This is a genomic window from Allobosea massiliensis (genome assembly GCF_042655245.1).
Classification (GTDB): domain Bacteria; phylum Pseudomonadota; class Alphaproteobacteria; order Rhizobiales; family Beijerinckiaceae; genus Allobosea; species Allobosea massiliensis.
The window spans coordinates 314,345-338,601 of the sequence record NZ_JBHSLU010000007.1 but is presented as its reverse complement, the minus strand read 5'-3'; the positions used below and the strand labels follow the sequence as shown (position 1 = coordinate 338,601).

The following is a 24,257-nucleotide window of genomic DNA, read 5'->3' as shown; positions in this document are numbered from 1 at the left end:
GGCCGCCATCACGCGGACAGCCCGGCGGTCAGCGTCGGCAGGTCGAGCGGGCGGAAGCCGTAATGGCTTAGCCAGCGCACATCCGCCTCGAAGAAGGGGCGTAGGTCAGGCATGCCGTATTTCAGCATCGCGATGCGGTCGATGCCCATGCCCCAGGCAAAGCCCTGGTAGACCTCCGGATCGAGCCCGCAATTGCGCAGCACATTCGGGTGGACCATGCCGCAGCCGAGGATCTCGAGCCAGTCCTCGCCCTCGCCGAAGCGGATCTCGCCGCCCTTGCGCGAGCACTGGATGTCGACCTCGACCGAGGGCTCGGTGAAGGGGAAGAAGGACGGCCGGAAGCGCATCTTGACCGTGTCGATCTCGAAGAACGCCTTGCAGAACTCCTCGAGGATCCATTTCAGGTGGCCCATATGGGCGCCCTTGTCGATCACCAGCCCCTCGACCTGGTGGAACATCGGCGTGTGCGTCTGGTCGGAATCCATCCGGTAGGTGCGGCCCGGGCAGATCACGCGGATCGGCGGCTCATGGGCCAGCATGGTGCGGACCTGGACCGGAGACGTATGGGTGCGCAGCAGCTTGCGCTCGCCATTCGCGTCGGAGGCGAAGAAGAAGGTGTCGTGCATCTCCCGCGCCGGATGGCCGACAGGGAAGTTCAGCTTGGTGAAGTTGAGATCGTCGGTCTCGACGTCCGGACCTTCGGCGATCGAGAAGCCCATATCGCCGAAGATCGCGGTTATCTCGTCGATGACCTGGCTGATCGGGTGGATGCGGCCGCGGGCTTCGGGCCCCTCGCGCACCGGCAGCGAAACGTCGATCCGCTCGGCCGCGAGCCTGGCCTCGAGCGCGGCCTCGGCCAGCGCGTCCTTGCGGGCCGAGAGCGCCGACTGGACCTGGTCGCGCAGGCCGTTGATCAGCGGTCCCTTCTCCTTGCGCTCCTCGGGCGTCATCGCGCCCAGCGTCTTCAGCAGCGCCGAGATCGAGCCGGCCTTGCCGAGCGCGCCGATCCTGACCTGCTCCAGCGCCGCTTCGTCCTGCGCCTTCGCGATGTCGGCAAGAAGGCTCGCGCCCAAGTGATCGATCTCGTCCATGCCTGCTCTGGTCCGTTTGCGAGGCATCTTCTAGGGTGTCGCCAGCGCCGATGCTAGAGGCAATCACGCCGGCAAAGCAGGGCGATGACGGCAAAACCGGGGGGTGCGCCGATGATGGGGGCCGGTTGATGACAAGGCTGTCGCAATCGTGGCCGCGCCGCGCGCAGCAACGGGCCTGGGCGGGGCTTCTCGGCCTGCTCGCCGTCTGGCTGGCAGCGCCGGTACAGGCGCAGGACGGGCAGCGCGTCAGCATCACCGGCGAGATCGCAGACAGCTGGTGCACGGTCAGCGGGCTGATGTTCGCCAAGGGCAGCGCCCATCACCAATGCGCGGTCTGGTGCGCGCTCGGCGGCATTCCCGTCGCGATCCGCGACGCGGAGGGCGGGCTCTACCTGATCCTGCGCATTGGCGACGACACGGACAGCGCCGCCAATCCGCGCATCGCCCGGCTGATGGCCCATGAGGTCACGGTGGACGGCGAACTGCTCGAGCGCGACGGCGTCAGATACCTGCTCGTGGACAAGATCGCCGACGACAAGGGCGTGATCAACCTGACCCATGACGAGCACGGCATCCAGCCGTTCGGGAACTGAGGCGATGGGCATGGTATCAGCCCTCATCCGGAAGAGCGCGGCGGGGCTCTGCGTCGCGGCGCTGGCCGTACTGGCTCCCGCCGTCGTCCAGGCCGCCGAGCCCTGGGGCATCCCGCATGAAAAGCCGGTCGTGCTGAAGGGCCGCGTTGTCGAGGCGCTGTGCCATCTCAAGGGTGTCTGCGCGCCCGATTGCGGCGCCGGCAAGCGCCAGCTCGGCATCCTCGAGGCGGATGGCCGCTTCCGGCTGGTCGGCAAGGGGCAAGTCGATTTCGCCGGGGCTGCGCCCGATCTCGCCGGCTTCTGCGGCCGGGAGGTCGAGGCCGACGGGCTCCTGATCGAGAACCCGGCGATCACACTGTTCTTCGCGCAGGGTGTCCGCGAAGCCGGCAGCAGCGCCCCGTTCACGCCGACCGACCGCTTCAAGACACAGTGGGAGGCGCGCAACGGCGCCGCGCCGGAATGGTGGCGGGCGGACCCCGAGTCCAATGCCATTCTGGCCGAAAACGGGCCGCTCGGCATCAAGGGGCTCCTGCCCCAGCCGAAGCCCTGAGATCCGGGATGCCGGGCCGGCCGACACGACGCGCACTGCTGGCTGGGCTCGCCGCCGGCTCGAGCCTTCCGGCGCTGGCGCAGCATCACGGCCATGCCGGGCACGCCGCGCCCTCCCCGCGGCCAGACCCGCTGGCGGGGCGCTTCGGCGGGCCGTTCTCGCTGACCGACCATCGCGGCACGCAGGTGAGCGACCGCGACTTTCGCGGGCGCTTCATGCTGATCTATTTCGGCTTCACGCGCTGCACCGACACCTGCCCGATCGATCTGCCGAATATCGCACAGGCGCTGGACGGGCTCGGCCCGCTGGCGGAGCGCGTGACGCCGCTCTTCGTCACCGTTGATCCGGCCCACGACACGCCGGCGGTGCTGGCGGCCTATGTCGGCGCCTTCCATCCCCGCCTGATCGGGCTGACCGGCAGCGAGGCGCAGATCGCGGCGGTCGCGAAGGCCTACAAGGTCCACCGGCGCAAGCTGACGCTGCCGCATCACGCGCCCGGCGAGCACAGCGTCGACCATGGCTCGCTGACCTATCTGATGGACCGCGAGGGGCACTTCCTGACGTTGCTGCCGCACAAGACCGGCGCGGATCGCATGGTGGCCGTATTGCGAAACTATCTGGGGTAAGGCTGGGACAGCCCCACCGGATTCGCAGGACATGCCTGACACGACCGACAAGCCCGACAGCTCCGCGCAGAAGGCCTCGCCTTCCTATCGCCTGGCAGCACTCGACCCCGACTTCATCCTCGGCGATTCGACGCGCGGTGTGCGCTTCATGCTCGAATACCAGAAGGCCGAGGACCACTTGCGCGCCCGCGGCATCCTCTCGACGATCGTCGTCTTCGGCTCGGCGCGGGTGCGGGAGGGAGAGCCCTGGTACGAGGCGGCCCGCGCCTTTGGTAAGCTGGCCTCGGAGCGCGGCGGGGCGCTTTCGGCGAGCGAGCTCGGGCGCGACCATGTCATCGCCACCGGCGGCGGGCCGGGCATTATGGAGGCCGCCAATCGCGGCGCGACGGAGGCCGGCGCGCTCTCGATCGGCTTCAACATCACGCTCCCGCACGAGCAGGAGCCCAATGCCTGGTCGACGCCGGATCTGACCTTCCGCTTCCATTATTTCGCGATGCGCAAGATGCATCTGGCGATGCGGGCAGCCGCACTGGTGGTCTTTCCGGGCGGCTTCGGCACGCTGGATGAGCTGTTCGAACTCCTGACCCTCGTGCAGACCGGCAAGATGCGCCCGGTGCCGATCGTGCTCTACGACCGCGCCTACTGGCAGGCGCTGCTGAACCTCAACGTAATGGCGAAGGCCGGGCTGATCCGGGCGCAGGACCTCGCCCTGTTTGCCTATGCGGATACGCCGGAGGAGGCCTATGCCCGCATCGTCGAGGGCGCGGGCGACAACTGGCGGCCGGCGACGGAGGATCGTGTGCAGACTTGAGGTGCCGCGTCATGCTCGGGCGAAGACCCGAGCATCTCCTGAACCAGATTCTCGGGTCTTCGCTCCGCTACGCTCGAGAATGACGCACTGAACACACGAAAAAAGGCCGGCATCGCTGCCGGCCTTTTTCCGTATCTCGTCGCAGCTGGAAGGCTCAGGCGGCCTTGGCCTGGGCGTCGGTTCCGAGCGCGGCCTTGACCGCCTCGACCACCGCCGTGAAGGAGGCGGCGTCGTCGATGGCCATCGCCGAGAGGGTCTTGCGGTCGAGCTCGATGCCGGCCTTGGCCAGGCCGCCGATGAAGACCGAATAGACCAGGCCGTGCTCGCGCACCGCGGCGTTCAGGCGCTGGATCCAGAGCGCGCGGAAGGAGCGCTTCTTGTTCTTGCGGTCGCGATAGGCGTACTGCATCGAGCGATCGACGGCCGCCTTGGCGGCGCGGATCGTGTTCTTGCGGCGGCCATAGAAGCCCTTGGCGGCCTTGAGCGTCTTCTTGTGCTTGGCGTGGGACGTTACGCCCCGTTTCACGCGAGCCATGTCATGATCTCCGGAAGGTTAGGGGGCGTCAGCCGTTGGGGAGGAAATACTTCTTCACGTTGGCCGCATCACCCTCGAACAGGGTGGTGGTGCCGCGGTGATTGCGGATCTGCTTGTTGGTCCGCTTGATCATCCCGTGACGCTTGCCGGCCTGGGCGTAGAGCACCTTGCCGGTTCCGGTGATCTTGAACCGCTTCTTCGCGGCCGATTTCGTCTTGATCTTGGGCATTTCAGCTCCTCATAGGTCGCGGGCGCGCGAAGTGCGCCGCTTGATGTTTTGCTTGCGGGAAGCAAAGAACGACCGCCACGGCAGCCCTTATCAGCCGGGCGATCGAAGGCCGCGCGTATGACAGAAAAGGTCGGGCGTGGCAAGCGAGGCGTTCACGGCCGCGTCCCGGCTGTCCGGCGCTCCTGCGTCAGGATGGCGGCCAGGATCGCCACACCACGGCGCAGCGCGTCGCCCTCGAGCGCGGCATAGCCCAGAACGAAGCCGGCCGTCTCCGGCCTCGGCACCGACGCGTCGTAGAGCGACGAGACGGGGTAGAGGCCGACCCCGGCCGCTCGCGCGGCCTCTGCGATCGCGCCTTCACGCGGGGCCGGGACGCCGTCGAGCCAGACCACGAGATGGAGGCCGGTGGCGGCGCCTTCGACCGAGACCGCCTGCCCGCAGCTCTCGGCCAGGGCCGCGAGCAAGACGCTCCGGCGCTCGGCGTTCCTGCGGCGGATGCTGCGGACATGGCGCTCATAGGCGCCGCTGGCCAGCAGCTCGGCCAGGGCCTCCTGCTCCGGCAGGGGCGCATGGCGATCCGTCAGGCGCTTCGCCTCGACGAAGGCCTGCAGCAACGCGGCCGGCAGGACGAGATAGCCCAGCCGCAAGGTTGGCGAGAGCGTCTTGGAGACGGTGCCGGCATAGATCACCGATTGGGGATTGAGCGTCTGCACGGGCGGGATCGGCGCGACGTCGTGACGATACTCGCCGTCGTAATCGTCCTCCACGACATAGCCGTCGACGGAAGCCGCCCAAGCCAACAGCGCGCGCCGGCGCGGCGCGGACAGGACGCCGCCGAGCGGATACTGGTGCGAAGGCGTGACATAGACGAGCCGCGCGGGCGGCAAGGCGTCCGTCACCAGCCCGTCGGGGTCGACTTGCACCGGGACCGCCTCCCCGCCCGCCGCGAGGAAGGCATGGCGCGCGAGGGCATAACCCGGGTTCTCCATCAGGAAGCGGTCGCCGGGATCGAGCAGCAGCCGCGCGCAGAGATCCAGCCCCTGCTGCGAGCCGTTGACGACGAGAATGTCGTCGGCCGAGCAGGCGATGCCGCGGGCGCGCCAGAGATAGCCCTGCAAGGCCGCGCGCAGGGCCGACTCGCCCTGCGGATCGGCATAGCGCAGCCTGGCCGGACGGCGGAGCGCAACCTTGGCCAGGGCGCGACGCCAGGCCAGTACGGGGAAGTCGGCGCCCGCCAGGTCGCCATAACGGAAGTCCGCGACGGGAAAGCTCTCCCGCGGCGCCGGTGCCGGCAGGGCGAGCAGGCGTTGCGCGAAGCCCGACAGGGCTCGCGCCGGCGGCGGGGATTCCGGCGCGGGCCCCGGCGGCGCGGCGAGGCCCCTTGCGACCACCGGACGCGCGCCCTGGCGGCTGATCAGATAGCCCTCCGCGATCAGCTGGCCATAGGCGGCCGTCACGGTCGTGCGGGAGGCGCCCCATTCCGCCGCGAAGGCGCGGCTCGACGGCAGGCGATCGCCCGGACGATAGGCGCCGCCGTGGATCCGTTCCTTGATCGCAGCGACGATCCGGCGCCCGACACTTTCCAACTGGCCCATCCGGATTTTACGAAACTGGCCGTTTCCTCCAAGCCAGACTGGCCCCATTGACGGTGACGACGCAAGGAGTTCCGTGATGTACACACCGCCCGCCTTCCGCGACGACGACCGGCACAGCATCGTCGCGACGATCCGCGGCGCGCGGCTCGCCCATGTCGTCACGGCGACGCAGGCTGGCGTGCTGGCGACGCCGCTGCCGCTGTTCCTGGACGAGACCGAAGGCGAGTACGGCGTGCTCTACGGCCATCTCGCCAAGGCCAATCCGCAATGGCGGGAGCCTGCGCTGGGCGAGGGGCTCGCGATCTTCATGGGCCCCGACGCCTACATCACGCCGTCCTGGTACGAGACCAAGCGGGAGACCGGCAAGGTCGTGCCGACCTGGAACTACGTCGCGGTCCACGCTTACGGCCCGGTCGAGTTCTTCGACGACGCGGCGCGGCTGCTCGACCTCGTCACGCGGCTGACCGATATGCACGAGAGCGAGCGTCCCGCCCCCTGGGCGGTGTCGGACGCGCCGCCCGATTTCATCCAGGCGCAGTTGCGCGGCATCGTCGGCCTGCGGATGCCGATCACGCGACTGGAGGGCAAGCGCAAGATGAGCCAGAACCGGTCCGCAAGCGACCGCGCCGGCGTCGCGGCGGGTCTCGCAGACAGCCCCCGCCCCACCGAGCGCGCCGCCGCTGCGCTGGTGCCCGTCGACTGATCGCGAAAGCGCCCCTCCCTTCAACATTGGTGCCCCCGTCATGCCTGAGCCCAGCTCACTGGCGCTGTTTGTCGTCGCAGCGCTCCTTCTTGCGATCACGCCGGGTCCCGGCATGTTCTATGTCGCCGCGCGAACGCTGGCGGGCGGGCGCCGGGAAGGCCTCGCGTCCAGCTTCGGAACCGGACTGGGCGGCATGGTTCATGTCGTCGCCGGCAGCCTGGGTGTGTCCGCGATCGTGCTGGCCAGCGCTGAACTGTTCACGGCGCTCAAGCTCGCCGGCGCGGGCTATCTCGTCTGGCTCGGCTGGCGCACCATCCAGGCAGCGCGACAGGACGCGGCGAATGTGCTGAGCGGCGGCACCATCGAGCCACCGCTGGGTGGAAGGAGGGCTTTTCGCGAAGGCGTCGTCGTCGAAGCGCTCAATCCGAAAACCGCCGGCTTCTTCCTGGCCTTCATTCCGCAGTTCATCGACGGCACCGGCAGCGTCGCTCTGCAGTTTCTGATCCTGGGTTTCGTGTCCGTGCTGTTCAACACGCTCGCCGACGTCGTCGTCGCCTATGCGGCGAGTGGAATCCGACAGGGCGCAGCGGCGCGCCCAGCCCTCATTCGCCGTCTGCGCGAGGGCTCCGGTGGCGCCATGATCGCCTTGGGGATCGGCCTCGCTCTGGCGAAGCGGCCGTCCGCCTGAAAGCACGGCTCCCGCCGCTACTCCGCCGCCTGAACGAGCGCCGGCCCGCCTTCGCCCTGGAGCTTCGCGCCCAGGCGGTCGACGTCCAGCAGCATCAGCATGCCGGCCGGCTCGCCCCGGGCATTGCGGGTCGCGACGACGCCGAGCGCCGGGACGTCGGTCTTCGAGGTCAGTTCGCGCAGCGGCTGCAGCTCGGAGGCCGCGATCTCGGGGATCAGGCCGAGCGTGTCGACGATCAGGCCGAGCGTGCGGCCGGCGGCGCGCACGATGACGATCTGCTGCTCGTCCGAGGAGGCGTCGGGAATGCCGAGCAGCCGGGCAAGGCGCAGCACCGGCACGGGCTGGCCCTCGTGAAGCTTGTAGCCGGCGAGCAGGCCGTCCCCTGCCTTCCGGGCCGAAGGCTTGAGGCCTGCGATGTCGACCGCCTCGATGACGTCGCGGGCGCGGACGCCGAGCCAGTGCCGCCCGATATGAAAGGTTGCAACCTCGAAGGCCTCGACCCCGTCGGCCGGCTTCTGCGCAGCCAGGGTCACCGAGGTGGCGCCGGCCGCCGGGCGTGCCGCGCTGTCCGACGCGACTTCGCCGAGCGGCACGGCACAGACCGCCACGACATCGGCCCTGTGGCCGTCGCTGGTCTTGTATTCGCGATAGCCCTTCGAGAGCGCGGCGCCGACCGCCATGTGCTTGCCCTCGAAGCTGCGGATGCAGGCGAGGTCGCCGTCCCGCTCCAGCGCCGCGGGATCGACCGGCAGAGGGCTGGCATCGCCGACGGCGAAGCGCGGGTCGCTCGAGGAGAGGATGCGGCCGTCGCTGCCGACGAGGATGGTGAAGGCCCCCGCAAGCGCCGCGCCGTCCTCGTCGGTCGGCAGGGAGTCGGCGAGGATCGCCGCGAATTGCGGAGTCGAGTCGAAGACGATGGCGATGCCGCCGAGCGCCCTGCCCCCCACCGGGCTCTGCACCGCGGCGGTGTAGATCAGCGTCGGCGCGCCGTCATAGAGCGGCGTCGGCTCGAAACCCGAGACGGCATAGTGCTGGCCTGTGCGCAGCGCCAGCGTGCGGGCGACCCATTCGGTCTCGAGCGGCTGGCCGACGAGATGCGCCTGCGAGGGCTGCGACACGGCGACGACGACACCCTGCGCGTCGAACAGGATGAGGTTGCTGTAGACCGTGTAGAGAGCGTTGATGGTGGCGAGGATCTCGCCGCAGAGCCGGCGCCCCTCCGGCGAGGGCCCGGCCAGCACCCGGGCGAAACTGGCGTTCAGCGCCCACCAGCGGCAGTCATTGGCGCGCTCGTAGAGATTGCGGTCCATCACGTCGATGGCGAAGGCAGCGCGGGACCGGCACTTCTCCATGATGGCGGCGACGACGGTGCGGTGTAGGTCGCCGATCGAGGCATCGCAGACGGCCTGCGTCTTGCGGCCGGCACTGGAGATCTCCCAGAGCAGGATTTTCGAGAAGGCGGCATTGGCGGCGGTCGAGCCGGCCTGGCGGATCGAGCCGTTCCAGACCGAGCGGTTGAGATCGCCCTGGATCGCCGCCGCCTGGCGCGAGACGTTGCGCAGCTCGGCCGAGAACAGCCCGGCCTGGCTGGTGACCGCGGCGAGCAGTTCCTCGCCGATGCTCTTGCCGAGTTCGCCGTCGTCCTGGTCGAACGCCGCCTCGAGCGGGATCAGCCCGAGACCGAGCCAGCCCGGCCCCATATAGCCCTGGTACCCCACCGTGCGGCAGGCCATGGCGAGATACTGCCGCCCGCCGAGTCGGATCACCGGGTCGCGCCCCTGCAGGGCGGCGGGCGACAGCTTCAGCCCTGCCGGCAGCTGGATCGGGCAGGATCCGGCGATGATGTCGCCCTCCGGCGAGACGCAGCCCAGCACCGTCCAGTCATGCTCCGGCAGCAGCTTGCGGAAGATGCCCTCCATCTCGTCGGCCAGACGGAAGACGAGGACGAGGACGCCGATCGGGCGCTTGGCCGCATCCTCGACGCGCCAAGCATAGACCAAGGCATTCCGGTCCGCGACGAAATCGACCAGGCCGTAATGCTCGACATAGGCGCCGGTCGAGGTCATCGCCTCATCGATCAGGGGGTGGCGCGCCTGCTGCGCCTCATGCGGCTGAAGACGGGCGCGGATCGTGCCCTCGCGATCGACCAGCACGATGTCGGAATAGACGGAATACTTGGCGACATAGTCGCGGAAGCGGGCCTCGATCGCAGCCCGCGCCTCGGGCGAGGCCGGCGCCTCGAGCATCTCGCGGATGTCGGTGTCGGCAGCGAGAAAGCCGATGTCCGCCGTCCGCTCGAACAGATTGCGGACCAGCACGTCGATGGCGTTCTGCGCCTTGATGCGCAGATCGGTCATCACCTTGTCGCGGGTTTCCTTGGCGAGATGGCCGAGCAGACTTGCCGTCAGCTTCTCGAAGGCGGAGCGCGGGCCCGACATCTCGGTGGCATTGCCCGAGAGCTGGCCGAGCAATGTCAGCGTATCCCAGGACGCCTGCAGCCGGTCGAAGACCTGCCGGTAGTCGTCGATCGCCCGCATATGCCGGATCAGGCCGGCGAGCGCCGGGTCGATCTCGTATCCCTCTCGCAGCGTAGGCAAGTCGAAGGCGCCTCCGGTAGGCCGTCGCCCGCCGACACGACGCCGGACGGGGGACGCGAGCCATCGCAGCCGGCCGGCTGCGAAGCGGGCGGCAGAAGATCACCAACCACGCTGATTCGCATCCCTCTGCGAAGGTCTCGCTGCCTAAATTTAAAGCAGACGCCCGAACGAACGGCGCGGAAACGCAAACTGACTTTACGTCATGTCGAGCATTCAGCGCGCCCGATACACAAGCGGGAACTGTTCGGGCCTGGTCGCCTTGCCGTCGCAGGCAACCTTTTCGCGGTATTCGACCAGAACGAACTCGCCGTCGGCCCCGACGCGGTGGCGCTCATAGACCCCGCAATCGCCCTCGCTGCGGCCGAGCGCCGTGCCGGTGACGGTGCGGGTCTTCACGTCCCATTCCGGCGATATCAGCTCGGCGGGCGCGCTCGTGCGCTTCTTGCCGGGGGGCGCCTTGAAGCTCAGGAAGCGCAGATTCTGTGCCGGCTCCGGCAGGTAGACCAGCGCATAGACGGCATTGGCCTGGATGTTGAAGCGCTGGCAGGGCAATTCCCAGATCGCCGATTCCTCCGACATCTGGAAGCCGGTGACGCCGGTCTTCAGCATCTCGGGATCGCAGCCGAAACGGCTCTTGAGCGTCGCCGGCAGCGTGCGCGGGATCTGATTGGGCCTGACCGCATAGCGGCTGAAGATGCCACCGGGAATGGACGGCGGCGGCGCGGCGGCGGTCGCGGGCGGCGGTGACGCTTGAGGCGGCGCGGAGACCGGCGCGGTCATGCAGCCGGCTCCGCCCTTCACATTCACCCGCGCCTGCTGCTTGCCCGCCATCGACACGGTCAGCGTGCCGCTCTCGATCTCGACCGCCTCACCCTCGATTTCGCCGAGCTTGAGGTCGAGCACGGCGAAGCCGTCATCGGCGCCGAGCTTGTAGAGCTGATAGGGGTAGAGGCCGTAGCCACCGACCTTGCCGCCGATCGCCACGCGCGTCATCGGCAGAATTTTTTCGCCGACCTTGATGCGCGCCGGCTGGCGGGCATGGTTCTGGCCGGTCAGCGCTTCGGTAAAGATGAAGGCGTAGCGGTCGTTGTCGGGATCGCGGTTGGCCTGCCAGAGCGCGACCGTGCAGCCCTTCGAGCGATCGACCTCCGCCTTGTCGAAGAGCTTCAGGTCGAGCTTGGTCTCGTCGGGCCTGGCCGGCGTCGGGCTCTGGGCCGGCGGGGCTGTCTGGGCGGCGAGCGGCCCCGCTGCCAAAATAGCCAGCGACAGCGCGCACAATGCCGTCGCCATTCGGTTCGAAGCCATGCACTTGCCCCCCTGCGGGGACCGCGCCCGTCGCAGGCGCCGGTTCCCCGGAGGCCACCCTAGACAAGGACCACGCCGGCGAGAACCCGAAAGTGACGTTCGGTCAGAGCCCCTCGATTCGCCTCAGCGCCTCGAAGTGCTTTTCCGACTGGAAGACCAGCACCTGGCGCCATTCGCGCGCGGTGGCCTCGATCTCGGCCTCGGGAATCAGCTTCAGCGGCCGGCCGGTCGACATGGCGAGCACCTGCTGGCGGCAGGCGCGCTCCAGGAAATAGAGATCGTCGAAGGCGACGGCGACCGAAGGCCCGCCGATGGTCACACCGTGATGGGCGAGGAAGGTGATGTCCGCCCCCGCCTCCGCCTTGTTGGCGGCGACGATGGCCTCGCCCTCGCTCTCGTCCAGAGCCAGCCCGCCGAAATGGTCGACATAGAGCGTGCGGCCATGGAAGCGACAGGCGGTCTGGTGGGCCATCTCGAGCCGGCCGCCCTCGACCATGGTCAGCGCCGTGGCATAGGGCATATGGACATGCAGCACGGCGACATGCCGCGGATTGGCCTTGTGGGCGGCGATATGGATGTTGCGGGCGGTCGCCTCGACCTCGCCCTCCCCTTCCAGAACTTGGCCACGCTCGTCGATCAGCAGGAGGTCCGAGGGCTTCATCTCCGACCAGTGCACGCCATAGGGGTTGATCAGGTAGCGCGGGCGCCCGTCGGGACCGTCCGGCAGCGCGACCGAGAAATGGTTGCAGATGCCCTCGTTCAGCTCGAACTTCGCGGCAAGGCGAAGCGCGGCGGCGAGGTCGCGGCGCTGGCTGGTGATGCTGGGCTGGGTCATGGCGAAGCGCTCGCGGTTCGATCGGGTCGAAGCGACCCAAGCATCGCAGGCCTAGACATGACAAGGCCCGGCACGGGGGCCGGGCCTGATGCCGATTGCATAGCGCAAGCGCTCTAGCGCGGCGCCAGCACCATGACCATCTGGCGACCTTCGAGCTGCCAGTCGCTCTCGACCTTCGCAGTCTCTGCCAGATCCGCCTTGACGCGCTCGAGCACCTTCACGCCGAGATCCTGGTGGGCCATCTCGCGGCCGCGGAAGCGCAGGGTCACCTTGACCTTGTCGCCCTCCTCGAAGAAGCCGAGCATCGCCTTCATCTTGACGTCGTAGTCATGCTTGTCGATGCCGGGACGGAGCTTGATCTCCTTGATCTCGATGGTGCGCTGCTTCTTGCGCGCCTCGGCGGCCTTCTTCTGCTCCAGGAAGCGGAAGCGGCCATAGTCGAGAATCTTGCAGACCGGAGGCACGGAGTTGGGGGCGATCTCGACGAGGTCGAGACCGGCATCCTCGGCAATCTTCAATGCCTCGAAGAACGACACCACGCCGCGATTGGCGCCGGTATCGTCGATGAGCTGAACCTCACGGACGCCGCGGATGTCGCGATTGGAGCGCGGGCCGTCTTTGGTCGGGGTCGGAGCGGCACGGAAAGGACGACGAATGGCTGTATTCTCCTGTAAATGGCGCTTCGGGCGCCCATCGCCAGACACATTGCACAAAGACGCGCGTTGTCAATGGACGAGGGCCGGCAGCCTGTGACGAATAGTCTCTAGATCGTCACTCGGCGGGTTTTCGGCAAGGGCCCGGGGCTCAGTCCGCACCCCGGCCCTCGAGCAGGGCGCAGTAGACGTCGAGCGTGTCGCCGACCATGGTCTCCAGCGAGAAATGCCGTTCGACATGGCGGCGGGCGCGCAAGGCGAGGTTGTCCCGCGCGGAGGGGCGCAGCGTGAGCGCCCCCGCCAGGGCCTCGGCCAGGGCCGCGGCATCGCCGGGCGGAACGCGCCAGCCGGTGCGCTCGTTCGGCGGCGTCTGGGGCGGGGCGAGCACCGTCTCCGGTACGGCGCCGAGATCCGAGACGACCACGGGCGTGCCCATCGCCTGCGCCTCGACCGCGACGCGGCCGAAGGCTTCGGGCTCGGTCGAGGGCACGGCGACGACCGCCGCGGCGAGCAAGGCGGCCGGCATGTCCGAGCAATGGCCGACGCGGCGCACCCGCCCCTCCAGCCCCGCCTTGGCGATGAGCTGGTCGAGCTCGCGGACATAGCCGTCGCGGCCCTGATGGTCGCCGGCGAGGATGAAGGCGGTGTCGGTATCGCCCTGGTCGCGCAGAATGCGCGCGGCCTCGATCAGTACGCGCTGGCCTTTCCAGCCCGTCAGCCGGCCGGGCAGCAGGACGATCTGCTGATGCGCCCGGATGCCCCAGGCGGTGCGCAGTGCCTGGATGCGCTCGGGCGCGACCGCCTGCGGCGCGAAGGCCGAGAAATTGGTGCCGCGGTTGACGACGCGGATGCGGTCGCGGGCGAAGCCGTGCTTGGCCAGGATCAGCTCCGCCGTATAGGCCGAGTTGGCAATGACCACGTCACCGCGCGCCATCACCGAATTATAGAGCGTCTTCACCGCCGAGCGGCTGGCATAGGAGCCGTGATAGGTGGTGACGAAGGGCAGCCGCAGCAGCCGGGCCGTGGCGAGCGCGACCCAGGCGGGCGCCCGCGAGCGGGCATGGATCAGCTCGACGCCCTCGTGCCGGCAGAGCAGCGCGAGCTTGCGCACGTTGATCGCCATGGCGAGCGGGTTCTTCGACGCCGCCGGAAAGGGCAGCCAGACGCCGCCCTTGGCCTGCAGCTCGGCAACCAGACGTCCGCCTTCCGTCGCGACGAGCGCCCGGGCGCCGACATCGGTCAGGCCCTTGGCGATGTCGACGGTGGTGCGCTCGGCCCCGCCGGCCTCGAGATCGGGGATGATCTGCAGAATCGTCCGCCCGAGCAGCGGATGGGACTCGGTCGAGGGCAACGACAGATGCGCGCCGGGTTGAAAGGACATACTCACCGTTCCGGAACGCCACCTTGTCGCCGCGCGGTCGGGCCCGCGCCTGTTCTCACCGCTGCGACTATGCCTGCCCAGGGGCGTGCCGGGCAGCCTATATTCGCGCCGAACCGCCGATTCGTCACAGGAGATTTGCGTTGGAGCGCGAGGCACCGCAATGGCTGGAGGTCGGAGAGGGCGAGGATCGCCGCCGTCTCGCCCTCCTCTCTCAGCCCGGAGAGGGGGCGCCGGTCGTCTGGCTGGGTGGCTTTCGCTCCGACATGCGCGCCACCAAGGCCGAGGCTCTGGCGCAGTGGGCGCGCGAGACCGGTCGGCCCTTCCTGCGCTTCGACTATGCCGGCCATGGCGAGAGCGGCGGCGACTTCGCGCGCTGGACGCTCTCCCACTGGCTCGCCGACGCACTGGCGGTGATCGAGGCCCGCTGCGGTGCCCGCCCCATTCTCGTCGGCTCGTCGATGGGCGGCTGGCTCGCCCTGCTGGCGGCGCGGCGCCTGCTGGGAACGGCACTGGCGCCGGCTGGCCTCGTGCTGATCGCGCCGGCTGTCGACTTCTCGGAAGAGCTGATGTGGGCGCAGATGCCGGAGCCGATCCGGCAGACCATCCTGCGCGACGGCGTCTGGATGCGCCCCTCGGAGTATTCGCCGGAGCCGACGCCGATCACGCGGGCGCTGATCGAGGACGGGCGTCGCCACCTGATGTTCGGCTCGGAGATCAGGACCGGCTGCCCGGTCCACATCCTCCAAGGCATGCAGGACCCCGACGTGCCCTGGCGCCACGCGCTGAAGCTGGTCGAGCATCTGGCGGGCGATGCCGTCGTCCTGACGCTGATCAAGGACGGCGACCACCGGCTTTCGACCGCGCAGGACATCCTGCGCCTGCAGGCGGCCGTCGCGGGGATCGCGACCGCGCCCTGAGCGGATCAGTGGACGCTGACCATCCGCAGGTCGTGCTCCCAGGCATTGGCCGTGGCGGCCTCGCGCGAATCGGTCACCAGGATCGGCGCGCCATCCGCCGAGAGCAGCGCGAAGAGTTGCAGGCCGGACTGGATCTCCGGCGCCTGCGGGAAGATGCGCAGCAATTCGTCGGACGTCATCGACTTGAGATAGGCGACCTCGCCCGTGCCCAGGGCGGCGAATTCGGCCGGGGTCAGAGGGGTGGTCCGGATCATCGTGCTGTCGTCGTTCATCGCGCCCTCCTTCAGAGCAGTGCGAGTGCGGTTACAAAGATACGATGGCAATCATGAACGGATGCAAAAACCGCGCTCGCATCCTTCGTGACCTTCAAGCAGGCTCGTCGCGACTGACGATATCGATACGCCGGATGAGCCTTTCCGGTTCCGGCCGGACCAGATCGATGGCCAGCAGACCGTTGGACAGATCCGCGCCGAGCACCTGCATGCCGTCGGCGAGGAGGAAGCTGCGCTGGAACTGCCTGGCCGCGATGCCCCGATGCAGGAACTGCCGGGTCTTGTCGTCGATCTGGCGGCCCCGGATGGTGAGCTGGTTTTCCTCGAGCGTGATCTCGAGCTGATCGCGCGCGAAGCCGGCCACGGCGAGGGTGATGCGGAGGCGGTCCGGCTCTTCGCCCGTTCGCGCGAGCCGCTCGATGTTGTAGGGCGGGTAGCCTTCGCTGGCGCCTTTCGCGACCCGGTCCAGAGCGCGTTCGATGTCGTCGAAGCCGAGAAGAAACGGATGGGACAGACTGGGCGTACGCGTCATTCCCAGGACCTTGCCTGACGGTGCCGGAGCCCGCGAGGGCGCTCCCGATCGACCGGGGCCCAGAGATCCGGCGCCCCGCGGGCAGAAGGCGAAGCCCTTCCGCTTGCTGAACGATATGGCGATCCGCAGGGCGGCTTCAAGGGCTGCAACGAGCCCTCGGGAGCGGTGGAACGTCGCGGAAAAGGGGGCGGGTCGGGTGGTACAGCCACCCCGGCTTGAACGGGGGACCTCTAGATCCACAATCTAGCGCTCTAACCAACTGAGCTATGGCTGCCCGCACCCGGCGCGTGGCGATCGGTCGCTTTCGCGAGATCGGCGGCGGCGCGGAACCTAGTGCCGGAGCCGCGGGAATGCAACCCGCGATTCACCGGCTTTTTCCAGGCTCCTGCGCGCGCCCTTCCCTGCTCTCCTCAGGACTTCCCCATCGCCTTGCCGGCGATGCGCGCGAGTTCCTTGAGGTGCTCGGCATAAGATTCGTAGGAACGGCGCACCGCCTTGGCCTGGAGCGCGACCGCATCGGCAGTGCTGTCGGTGCGCGCCAATGTCTCCACCTCGCCCAGCCGCGCCTTCAACTCGGAACAGGCATGGTCGAGCATGCTCGCCTGCAGCGCACCGAACGCCTTCGCCATCGCCAGCGTCTGGGTCATCACCGTGCCGGTCGCGATCGCGGCAAATTCAGGCGGACGCGGCAGCGGCATCGCAGCGAGCGAAGGCGCGGGCTTGCTCGCGGGCTCCGGCTTCGCCTCGACCTTCGCAGCGGCGGCCTCGATCGTCTTCTCTGCCAGCTTCGTCACGGCGGCGGTGGCCGTGGCGGCCGCCTCGACGGCTGTGCCAGCGACCGTCTCGACCGCCTTGGCGACAGCTTGCGGCTCGATCGCGGCGAGCGTGGCGACGACCGACGCAACGGGCGTGGCGGGCGCGGTCGGAGCGGGAGCCGATACGACCTTGGCCGGCGCGCTGGCGCGGGCCGCCGTCTTCACCGGAGCTTTGGCGGCCGGGGCCTTGGCCGCGACCTTGCCGGCCGGAGCGGAGACCGGGGCCGGCGCAGGCGCCTTGGTGGCGGGCGCAGCGGTCACGGGCTTGGCAGGTGCGGGCTTGGCGGATGCGGGCTTGGCGGATGCGGGTTTCACCGACGGCGTTGCCGCCGGTGCGGTGGTCTTAGCGGCCGGCTTGGCGGTTTCAGCGGCGTTGGGGGTCTCGGCAGCCTTCGCCGGGGGCGCCTGTGCCGCATCGGGCTTGGGCGCTGCGGGCTTGGACACTGCGGGCTTGGGCATCGCAGGTTCGGCCGGAAGCGGGCCCGAGAGGGCCTTGACGGGAGAGAGGCTGACCGGGGCCTTCGACTTGGTGCGGGTCGGGGCGGGCTTGACCATCGCGGTTCTCCTTCAGCGCGGCGACGGATCGTCGGCCGGTCGATCCGGCCATCCGTCCAAGGGGGTCGCGCCGGTGCAGTCCGGATGACCAGTCGGCGCAATCGCGGCCGCCGGGCGGCGGCCGCGTCGTCGGCAGTAGGGTTACTTGGGCTTGGCGGCCTTCGCGACGGTCTCGGCCGTCTTGGTCGCGACGTCCTGCGCGGCCGTACCGATTTCCTTCAGCTGCGCCTGGAGCGATGCCATCTGCGCCTTCATGAACTCGGACTGGTGAGCCATGACCTCGGTCAGGTCCTTGGACTGGACCAGTTTCTGGGCGAGATCGAAGGCCGCGGCGACATTGTTCTCGGCATAGGCGATCGCCTTGCGCGCGGCCTCATGCGTGTTCAGGCGAGCGGTCTCGGCCGAGCCATGCGCCGAATCGACGGCCTTGGCGGCGGCGCCGATGAAACCGTCGAAAGCCTTGCGGGCCTGCTCGACGCTGCGCTCGGCGAATTCGCGCATCTCGGTGGGGACTTCGTAAGGGGTCTTGGTCGCCATGGGTGGTCCTCCTGTTGAGCGCCGCTATGCTGACCGCTGCTCCGCTTCGGCACCGCCGGCCGAAGGTCGGTCGTTATTGTGCGGTGCAATATCATTATTGCGCCGCAATGACAATCTTAGCGCGATGCGTCGCGGCCGTTAACGCTGTTTCGAGTCGGGACGGGACGGCACGTCCGCGCTCATGGCGCCATGAGGATTTGGCCGCTATTAAGGCTTTGTTAGGCATAATGGCGCCGAGCTTGGGGGCGCCAACCGAGAGCAGGCAGGCATGAGCGAGGCCGGACGGGACTGGGCAGGGCTGGGAGCGACGGCGGCGGCGGACGGGTCTCTCGTCGCCTTCGCGGCCGACGGCGCCCTGCTGCTCTGGGATCGGGAGGCTGACCGCCCGGGCCATGCCAATGCGGCGGCTCAGGCGCTGCTCGCGACGAGCGGCAATCTGCCCGCAGCCACACGGCAGCGGCTCGCCCTGCTCGCCGGAGGCCTCGCCTCGCGCCAGGGCGTGCGGCTCGAGCGGCTGCGGCTGACCTCGGGCTTCGCGGCGACGCTGGTGACCTGCGGCTGCAAGCTTCTGGACGGGGATGCCTCCGGGCCCGTGCTGGCGCTCGCGATCCAGGCTTCCGAATTGCGGCGGCTGGGGATCACTCCCCCGCCCCCTGCCGCGCCGGTCCAGCAGCCAGCGCCCCGCGCAGCGGCCGAACCGCCCCCCGTTGCAGGTGCGGCGCCGCCCGCGCCCGCCCGCGCCATCCGCTTTCTCTGGCAGAGCGATGGCGAGGGGCGAATCACCAGTCTCTCGCCCCATCTCGCGGACCTCGCGGGGCCGGATGCCGTCTCGCGCTTCACCGGCAGGCTCTGGTCCGACCTCATCGGTGAGACGATCGCCGACCGCACGGGTGAGCTGCTCGCGCGCCTCGCCGGCGGCACCACCTGGAGCGGCCACGAGATCCTCTGGCGGACAGGGCCGGACAACGGCGTGCGCGTCGAACTGTCGGGCGTCCCGGTGCTCGACGCCGCGCGACAGGTCACAGGCTTCCGTGGCTTCGGCCTGGCGCGACCGGGGGCCAACGAAGCCTTCCCCGCGTCGTCGGCGCCCGAGCCGGCGAGCGCAGATGTCTCCAAGGCCGCTTCGCCGGAAGAGACTTTGACGGAGGCCGCCGCAGGGCCTGCAGCCGAGGTTCGGCAGGAACCAGTCGATACGCCGCCGGACCATGCCGTCGCCTCTCCTCTCGTCGAACCCGATCCGGTCGAGGCGCTCGACGCGGCTGTTGTTGCTCCCGCCGAGGCGATGGCCGAGGCGGAGGGCGTCTCCGCCGCACCCGAGACGCTTGACGAGACCATCGCCGAGGAGATCCAGCCGGCCACCGAGGACGAGGCCGACCCGGCTGATCTCGCCGCCTTCTCCGACCCGCATGACGATGCGAACGCGACGCCTCCCTCTGCTGAGCCGGGCGCGACGGCGGAGGCTGGCGCCGAGAGCGAGCCCGAGCCCGCCCCAGCTCCGGCGGCAGCGCCGGGCAACATCGTGCCCCTGCGCAACGGTCATCTCACGCCGGTGCGACCCATCATCGAGCCCTCCAAGACCCATCTCAGCTCGGCCGAGCGCAACGCCTTCCGCGAGATCGCCAAGGCGCTCGGCGCCCGGATGGCCGGCGATGACGAGCCCGCGGCGCCGCGCCTGCCGCCGGCCGCGCCGCTGCGGCTGAAGGACAAAGACGCTGCCGAAGCCGAGGCCCGGACCGAGCCCGCCGCGGCCGTGCCCGAGGAGCGCTCCGAGAACGGCAGCGCCGCGAAGCCGCGCCGGACCAATTCCCATGCCGACCTGCTCGACAAGCTGCCGATCGCGGTTCTGGTCAACCGCGACGACACGCCGCTCTACGCCAACCGGACGATGCTCGATCTGCTCGATTATGCGGATCTCGACGATCTCGCCTCCGGCGGGGGCGTCAGCCGGCTGATCAAGGACGCCGCCCGCACCGATGGCGGCGCGATGACGCTGCTCGACCGGCTGGGCCATCTCGTCAAGGTCGATGCCGTGCTGTCCAGCGTCTCCTGGCAGGGCGAAGCGGCGACGCTGATGGCCTTCCGCCACCCCAGTGGCGGCGGCGAGGTGCCGGTGCTGACGCCCGAGGAAGCCGAGGAGGCGGAGCTGGCGGCCGAGTTCGCGGCCGAGGAGGCCGAGAGCGCCGCCCGGGTCGAGGCGCTGCGGCTCGACGCCGGGGTCCGCGATGCACGCATCGCCGAGCTCGTCGCGATGCTGGACACCGCCACCGACGGCGTCGTCACCGTGGACGAGCGCGGCCGCATCCTCTCTCTCAACAAGACCGCCGAGGCGCTGTTCGGCTACGACCAGCGCGAGGTCACGGGCGAGCTCTTCACCCTGCTCTTCGCCGGCGAGAGCCATGCGCCAGCGCTCGACTATCTCGAGGGGCTGAAGGGCGGCGGCGTCGCATCGGTCATGAACGATGGCCGCGAAGTCGTCGGTCGTGTCCGCCAGGGCGGCAAGATTCCGCTGTTCATGACGATGGGCCAGATCGCGGAAGGCAGCGAACGACGCTTCTGCGCGGTGCTGCGCGACATCACCGCCTGGAAGAAGACGGAAGGCGAGCTGGTCGAAGCGCGCAAGGCGGCCGAGAAGGCGAGCGCCCAGAAGTCCGACGTGCTCGCCAAGATCAGCCACGAGATCCGCACGCCGCTCAACGCGATCATCGGCTTCGCCGAGGTGATGGCGGAGGAGCGCTTCGGGCCGATCGGGAACGAACGCTACAAGGAGTATCTGCGCGACATCCACCAGTCGGGCGGCTATGTCATCAGCCTCGTCAACGACCTGCTCGACCTCGCCAAGATCGAGGCCGGCAAGCTCGATCTCGACTTCGTCAGCGTCAATCTGAACGAGATCGCGCTGTCCGCCGTCAGCCTGCTGCAGCCGGAGGCGCAGCGCGGCCGCGTCGTGCTGCGCTCGGGGCTCTCGCCGAAGCTGCCGCCGGTCGTCGCCGACCAGCGCTCGATCCGGCAAATCGTGATCAACCTGCTCTCCAACGCGGTGAAGTTCACCGATGCCGGCGGTCAGGTGATCATCTCGACCGCGCTGGGCGACCAGGGCGAGGCGATCCTGCGGGTGCGCGACACCGGCATCGGCATGGACGACAAGGAGATCGAGCTCGCGCTCGAGCCCTTCCGCCAGGTGCCGACGACAAGGCGCGCCGGCGGCACGGGCCTGGGCCTGCCGCTGACCAAGGCGCTGGTCGAGGCCAACCGCGCCGCGATGTCGATCACGAGCGTCAAGAAGGAAGGCACGCTGGTCGAAATCACCTTCCCGCCGCAGCGCGTGCTCGCGGGCTGATCGGACAGCTGAGGCGCGGCGAGCGCTCGTTCATCGCCGGTCGCGATCAGACGCGTCGGCGCGCGAGGCGCGGGGACGGGATCCGCCGCACCGGCGACGAGGCGGAGGCGGAGGCCTGCCGGATCATCCAGGGCACACGCTCGGCAAAGGCTGGCTTCGCGTAGAAGTAGCCCTGGCCGAAATCGCAGCCCGCCTCCCTCAGGCGCTCGGCCTGACCGGCATTCTCGACGCCTTCGGCGGTAATCTTCATGCCCATATTGCGGCCGAGGCTCACCACCGCGGCGACGATTGCGGCGTCGTCCTTGTCGGTCTCCAGGTTCCGGACGAAGCTCTGGTCGATCTTGATGTGATCGACCGGGAACTGCTTGAGGTGGGTGAGCGAGGCGAAGCCGGTGCCGAAATCATCCAGCGCGATCGAGATCCCCGCTTCGTGGAACTCGTTCAGCACCGCCGCCACGTCCTCGGTCTGCCGGCCGAGGAAGACGGTCTCGGTGACCTCGATCTCGAAATGCGCGGTGGGCACCCTCGCCGCCGCGAGCAGCGCGACGATCCGGTCCGCGAGCTTGCGGTCGGAGAAGTCGGCCGAGGAGAGATTCACGGCCACGCGCCCGCAGGCGAGGCCCTGCTCCAGCCAGGACCCGATATCCGACGCGACCTGCGCGATCATGCTCGTCGCCAGGGCCGCCGACATGTCCCGGTCGTCGAAGACCGAGCCGAAATAGGCCGGGGTCAGCAGGCCGAGTGCGGGATGACGCCAGCGGGCGAGCGCTTCGAAGCCGACGATCTCGCCATTCGCGAGCGACACTTTCGGCTGGTAATGAGGGATGAACTCGGCCGCTTCGAGACCCTGTCGCACCTCGCGGAGGATGGAGACGCGGCGCTCCATCACGTCGCGTGCGGCGCTGGAATAGACGACGGCGCGGCTGCGACCACTCTCCTTGGCGCGGTAGAGCGCGATGTCCGCATCCTTCATCAACTCGACCGGGTCGCGGTGATGGTCCGGGAAGGCGGCCACCCCGATGCTCGCCCGCGTCGACAGGGCCCGGCCCTCATAGTCGAAGCAGGGCTGCAGCGCCGTCAGGATGTCCTCGGCGCAGGCTGCGATGGCGGCAAGGCCCGGTTGCTCGACGAGAACGACGGCGAATTCGTCCCCGCCCACGCGCGCGACCGTTCCCCGGTCGCCGACCGCCTGCATGAGCCGGGCGGCCGTCTCGACAAGCAGCCTGTCGCCTGCGGCGTGTCCCAGCGTGTCGTTGATGTCCTTGAAGTCGTCGAGATCGAGCAGGAGCAAGCCCACGCCCTTGCCGGATGCGTCCGCAGCCGCCAGTGCATCGCCCAGCCGCGTCTGGAAGAGCGCCCGATTTGCCAGACCCGTCAGAGGATCATGATTGGCCGTCTGCCAGATCGCCTCCTCAGTCGCCTTGCGGTCCGAAATGTCGAAGGTGATGCCGATCATCCGGTCCTTGTCCTGCCGCTCGGCCCTGATCGACAGCCAGATCTCCCGGCCGTCGGGCGCGCCGTAGCGGATCTCGGCCGCATGCGTTCCGTCGATCAGTGAGGAGAGCCTGAGCAGATCGACCTTGTGCCGGTCGTCGGGATGGACCCGGGCGGTGAATTCGGACGCCGGTCCCGAGCCGAGCCCGAGCAGCGCCACCGACGTGTCGGAGCGGCTGACATGCTCCGTCCGGAGGTCGAGGTCCCAGGCGACCATGTTGCTGGCATGCAGCGCCAGCCGCAGGCGCTCTTCGCCGGTTCGCAGCGCTTCGTCGGCCCGGCGCGCCTCGGTCAGATCCTGCAGCGCTCCGATCATCCTGACCGGGCGCCCGGACGGATCCCGCACGAGATAGCCGCGGTCGCGGACATAGGCGTAGCCGCCATCGCCCCGCCGCCAGCGATACTCGCCCTGCCAACGCTCGCCGGCACCTCCCACAATGAAGTGCCGCACCTCGTCTTCGACGGCGGCACGGTCGTCGGGGTGGACGCTGTCGAGCCAGGTCGTCCCGCTGGACGGGGCCTCCGCGGCCTCGTAGGCGAACTGGCCGAGACGGCTTTCGCCCCATTGCAGGCGGTCGGTCGCGAACTCCCAATCGTAGATGGCATCCGATGTCGCGAGCGCCGCCAGGCGATAGCGCTGCTCGCTCTCGCGAAGCTTTTCCTCGGCGACGCGGCGCTCATCCTCCGCCAGGCGCCGCGCGGTAACGTCGGCAAAGGTGCGGACGACGCCGCCATTGGGGAGCCGATTCGTCCTGACTTCCAGGACCGTGCCATTCGGCCGCCGCCGCTCATAGACGGAGGCCTCGATGTTGTTGCCCTCGTGCCGGATGGCGTTCACGAGCTTGGGGTCGGCGTCCGCGAATTCGCCCTGCGCGATCTGCCAGCGCTTGACGTCCTCGAATTTCGGGACCGCGCGCATCATCTCGGCCGGCAGGTCGAGCAGATCGATCGCCCGCTGGTTGCAGACGACGACGTCGCCGCTCTGATCGACCATGACGATGCCCTGGTCGACATTCTCGAGCGCGCCGTTCAGCAGCGCCGTGTTCTCGGCCAAGGCCTTGTTCGTGCTGCGGAGCTTCAGCTCGCGCATCACGGCCCGGGCCAGGGCCAGCAGCGTGCTGGCCTGAACCTCCGTCAACCCCTGCGGACGGGGACGGACATCGCCGACGCAGACGGCACCCAGCAACAGGCCATCCGGTGTTTCCAGGCGCGCGACGGCATAGAAGCGCAGGCTCGGCGGGCCGATGACGAAGGGGTTGCTCTCGAAACGCTCGTCTTCAGCGAGATCCGCGATGACGACGAGCTTCGCCTCGTGGATCGTGTTCGCGCAGATCGACGTATCGAGCGAAGTCTCGTCCAGGCTCAACCCGATCTGAGACTTGAACCACTGCCGCTCGCCCTCGAGGAAGCTGACGGCCGCCACGGGCGTGCCGCAGGTTTCGCTCGCAACCCGCGTGATTTCGTCAAACGCGGTCTCGGACTTCGTGTCGAGGATGTCCAGAGCCTTCAGCGCCGCGAGACGATGCTCATCCCTCCAGAACGATCTCGGTTCGGTGTTCATGGTCAAGCGGCTGACCTTCATGACGACGCGCGCGGGTCTGCGACG

General features: G+C 69.0%; 21 protein-coding genes, 1 tRNA gene and 1 pseudogene. 8 read left to right on the top strand and 15 right to left on the bottom strand.

Annotated elements, in window-relative coordinates; all coding sequences use genetic code 11:
* Window positions 1-8: 8 nt before the first annotated feature.
* Complete coding sequence (gene pheS, locus ACFPN9_RS04730; RefSeq protein ID WP_377815589.1) at window positions 9-1,091, bottom strand: phenylalanine--tRNA ligase subunit alpha; 1,083 nt, start codon at window positions 1,089-1,091, stop codon at window positions 9-11.
* Window positions 1,092-1,219: 128 nt separating this feature from the next.
* Between pheS and ACFPN9_RS04725 the strand changes: the two genes are divergently transcribed.
* The 4 genes from ACFPN9_RS04725 to ACFPN9_RS04710 are packed head-to-tail and all read left to right on the top strand — an operon-like array spanning window position 1,220 to window position 3,671.
* Complete coding sequence (locus ACFPN9_RS04725) at window positions 1,220-1,684, top strand: hypothetical protein (protein WP_377815587.1); 465 nt, start codon at window positions 1,220-1,222, stop codon at window positions 1,682-1,684.
* A gap of 10 nt (window positions 1,685-1,694) precedes the next feature.
* A complete protein-coding gene (locus tag ACFPN9_RS04720; protein WP_377815585.1) occupies window positions 1,695-2,234 on the top strand; it encodes a hypothetical protein in 540 nt (179 codons plus the stop codon).
* An 8-nt stretch (window positions 2,235-2,242) separates the two neighbouring features.
* Window positions 2,243-2,860 carry an SCO family protein gene (locus tag ACFPN9_RS04715; RefSeq protein ID WP_377815583.1) on the top strand — a complete coding sequence of 206 codons (618 nt, stop codon included), beginning with the start codon at window positions 2,243-2,245 and terminating at the stop codon, window positions 2,858-2,860.
* 31 nt (window positions 2,861-2,891) lie between these two features.
* A complete protein-coding gene (locus tag ACFPN9_RS04710; protein ID WP_377815580.1) occupies window positions 2,892-3,671 on the top strand; it encodes an LOG family protein in 780 nt (259 codons plus the stop codon).
* A 154-nt stretch (window positions 3,672-3,825) separates the two neighbouring features.
* On the opposite strand, the gene rplT is transcribed toward ACFPN9_RS04710, so the two are convergent.
* The 3 genes from rplT to pdxR form a co-directional block, all read right to left on the bottom strand.
* A complete protein-coding gene (rplT, locus tag ACFPN9_RS04705) occupies window positions 3,826-4,206 on the bottom strand; it encodes a 50S ribosomal protein L20 (protein WP_066718780.1) in 381 nt (126 codons plus the stop codon).
* Window positions 4,207-4,234: 28 nt separating this feature from the next.
* Window positions 4,235-4,435, bottom strand: coding sequence for a 50S ribosomal protein L35 (gene rpmI / locus ACFPN9_RS04700; protein WP_066718776.1), 201 nt, complete (start codon window positions 4,433-4,435; stop codon window positions 4,235-4,237).
* 152 nt (window positions 4,436-4,587) lie between these two features.
* Entirely contained in the window at window positions 4,588-6,030 is a 1,443-nt protein-coding gene (pdxR, locus tag ACFPN9_RS04695) for a MocR-like pyridoxine biosynthesis transcription factor PdxR (RefSeq protein WP_377815577.1), read from the bottom strand.
* A 76-nt stretch (window positions 6,031-6,106) separates the two neighbouring features.
* Here pdxR and ACFPN9_RS04690 point away from each other — a divergent pair, with 76 nt between their 5' ends.
* Window positions 6,107-6,733, top strand: coding sequence for an FMN-binding negative transcriptional regulator (locus ACFPN9_RS04690; protein ID WP_377815573.1), 627 nt, complete (start codon window positions 6,107-6,109; stop codon window positions 6,731-6,733).
* Window positions 6,734-6,773: 40 nt separating this feature from the next.
* The gene (locus ACFPN9_RS04685) at window positions 6,774-7,421 is read left to right on the top strand and encodes a LysE family translocator (protein ID WP_377815571.1); all 648 of its coding nucleotides are present in this window, start codon (window positions 6,774-6,776) and stop codon (window positions 7,419-7,421) included.
* Between the two features lie 17 nt (window positions 7,422-7,438).
* Here the strand turns inward: ACFPN9_RS04685 and ACFPN9_RS04680 are convergent, their stop codons facing one another.
* From ACFPN9_RS04680 to ACFPN9_RS04660, 5 genes and pseudogenes are all read right to left on the bottom strand, one after another.
* Entirely contained in the window at window positions 7,439-10,018 is a 2,580-nt protein-coding gene (locus ACFPN9_RS04680) for a chemotaxis protein CheW (RefSeq protein ID WP_377815569.1), read from the bottom strand.
* 213 nt (window positions 10,019-10,231) lie between these two features.
* Window positions 10,232-11,323, bottom strand: coding sequence for a DUF1176 domain-containing protein (locus tag ACFPN9_RS04675; protein WP_377815566.1), 1,092 nt, complete (start codon window positions 11,321-11,323; stop codon window positions 10,232-10,234).
* Between the two features lie 103 nt (window positions 11,324-11,426).
* A pseudogene (locus ACFPN9_RS04670) lies at window positions 11,427-12,167 on the bottom strand (aldolase); the annotation flags it as partial.
* A 104-nt stretch (window positions 12,168-12,271) separates the two neighbouring features.
* Window positions 12,272-12,814, bottom strand: coding sequence for a translation initiation factor IF-3 (infC, locus tag ACFPN9_RS04665; RefSeq protein WP_066720171.1), 543 nt, complete (start codon window positions 12,812-12,814; stop codon window positions 12,272-12,274).
* A 148-nt stretch (window positions 12,815-12,962) separates the two neighbouring features.
* The gene (locus ACFPN9_RS04660; RefSeq protein WP_377815564.1) at window positions 12,963-14,192 is read right to left on the bottom strand and encodes a glycosyltransferase; all 1,230 of its coding nucleotides are present in this window, start codon (window positions 14,190-14,192) and stop codon (window positions 12,963-12,965) included.
* A 140-nt stretch (window positions 14,193-14,332) separates the two neighbouring features.
* On the opposite strand from ACFPN9_RS04660, the gene ACFPN9_RS04655 reads away from it, so the two are divergent.
* Window positions 14,333-15,109, top strand: coding sequence for an alpha/beta hydrolase (locus tag ACFPN9_RS04655; protein ID WP_377815562.1), 777 nt, complete (start codon window positions 14,333-14,335; stop codon window positions 15,107-15,109).
* 5 nt (window positions 15,110-15,114) lie between these two features.
* Here the strand turns inward: ACFPN9_RS04655 and ACFPN9_RS04650 are convergent, their stop codons facing one another.
* From ACFPN9_RS04650 to ACFPN9_RS04630, 5 genes are all read right to left on the bottom strand, one after another.
* The gene (locus tag ACFPN9_RS04650; protein ID WP_066720150.1) at window positions 15,115-15,381 is read right to left on the bottom strand and encodes a BQ00720 family protein; all 267 of its coding nucleotides are present in this window, start codon (window positions 15,379-15,381) and stop codon (window positions 15,115-15,117) included.
* A gap of 94 nt (window positions 15,382-15,475) precedes the next feature.
* On the bottom strand, window positions 15,476-15,913 hold the full coding sequence (locus tag ACFPN9_RS04645; protein ID WP_377815559.1) for an Hsp20 family protein: 438 nt from the start codon (window positions 15,911-15,913) through the stop codon (window positions 15,476-15,478).
* A 197-nt stretch (window positions 15,914-16,110) separates the two neighbouring features.
* A tRNA-His gene (locus ACFPN9_RS04640) sits at window positions 16,111-16,187 on the bottom strand.
* A gap of 136 nt (window positions 16,188-16,323) precedes the next feature.
* The gene (locus tag ACFPN9_RS04635; protein WP_377815557.1) at window positions 16,324-17,283 is read right to left on the bottom strand and encodes a hypothetical protein; all 960 of its coding nucleotides are present in this window, start codon (window positions 17,281-17,283) and stop codon (window positions 16,324-16,326) included.
* Between the two features lie 141 nt (window positions 17,284-17,424).
* Window positions 17,425-17,820 carry a phasin gene (locus ACFPN9_RS04630; RefSeq protein ID WP_066720144.1) on the bottom strand — a complete coding sequence of 132 codons (396 nt, stop codon included), beginning with the start codon at window positions 17,818-17,820 and terminating at the stop codon, window positions 17,425-17,427.
* A 268-nt stretch (window positions 17,821-18,088) separates the two neighbouring features.
* Between ACFPN9_RS04630 and ACFPN9_RS04625 the strand changes: the two genes are divergently transcribed.
* Window positions 18,089-21,157, top strand: coding sequence for a PAS domain-containing sensor histidine kinase (locus ACFPN9_RS04625; RefSeq protein WP_377815554.1), 3,069 nt, complete (start codon window positions 18,089-18,091; stop codon window positions 21,155-21,157).
* 46 nt (window positions 21,158-21,203) lie between these two features.
* Here the strand turns inward: ACFPN9_RS04625 and ACFPN9_RS04620 are convergent, their stop codons facing one another.
* Window positions 21,204-24,212, bottom strand: coding sequence for an EAL domain-containing protein (locus ACFPN9_RS04620; RefSeq protein ID WP_377815793.1), 3,009 nt, complete (start codon window positions 24,210-24,212; stop codon window positions 21,204-21,206).
* Window positions 24,213-24,257 lie beyond the last annotated feature (45 nt).